The organism is Oleiphilus sp. HI0061 (assembly GCF_001635675.1).
Genome location: NZ_LWFE01001848.1, coordinates 1 through 1,021, shown reverse-complemented (window position 1 = coordinate 1,021; position 1,021 = coordinate 1). Strand labels below are relative to the sequence as shown.

General features: G+C 45.5%; 1 pseudogene. It reads left to right on the top strand.

Going from position 1 to position 1,021, the window contains the following annotated elements:
- Positions 1 to 604 (top strand): annotated as a pseudogene (locus A3735_RS28140) (transposase); the annotation flags it as partial.
- Positions 605 to 1,021: the final 417 nt, after the last annotated feature.

The window sequence follows — 1,021 nt, the reverse complement described above, 5'->3', positions numbered from 1 at the left end:
ACTGGTCGTTAAAACATATGCGATGGCTAACCGAAATGGTGCTTCCGCACCCTTGCCAGCAAATCGTTTTACAAGAAATGATTCAGACTATTGATGAGCGCACTAAGCGATTAAAACGACTCGACAACGAGCTCACTCATCAAGTTAAGAAGTGGCGCTACTATCCTGTCGTTAAAGCAATACAAGCGATGCGTGGAATACGCCTCCTCATCGCAACAGGCGTAGTGTGTGAGCTTGGTGATCTAAGCCGATTTGATACGCCTAGAAAGCTAATGAGCTATGTCGGGCTCACCCCGAGTGAGCATTCTAGTCGCGATAAACGAAAACTTGGCAGCATTACAAAGTGCGGTAATGGACGCGTCAGAAACTGTTGATTGAGGGAGCGCACAGCTATCGGTATAGCGCACGAATATCCAAAGAAATGCAGGTAAGACAGGAAGGTCTACCTAAGGAGATTATCGATCAAGCATGGCAAGCGCAACTAAGGCTGTGAAAACGATATCAGAGGCTTATGAAGCGCGGTCAAAATTACAATGTGGTCGTGACCGCAATAGCCCGTGAAATGATTGCCTTTATCTGGTCGATATCACGAGAAGTCATTTGACTTAAGGTCGACCCAAAAACACGTTTATCAAGAGTACCAGCTTAATGAGTTTAGCGTTAGCGCATTGGGTCAAGCAACGAGTGTGGTGTAATCACCGACGGCGTTAGGTAGGCAATGTAGCTTCATCGCATTGATCCACGAGCATAGACTGAAGACAGACACCACGACGTAAAAAGTAAGGTCGGATAGGTTCTTTAAAAAAAGAGCAACCCACGAATACCAGCATGATAACCGTCGAAATTATCTGCTTCATCTGATGCGCTAATGCTTCTTAAACAAAAGAAGTTGACTAAAAAAGAAAAAACTCTGGCCGTGCTATCGGCAGGAATTTGTGCAGTTTGCTTGACGTGGGGAGTCATACCAACGCCCGGCTAAACGGCGTAGTAACTGTGGCGACTTTTTTGGAACAAAAAAGGT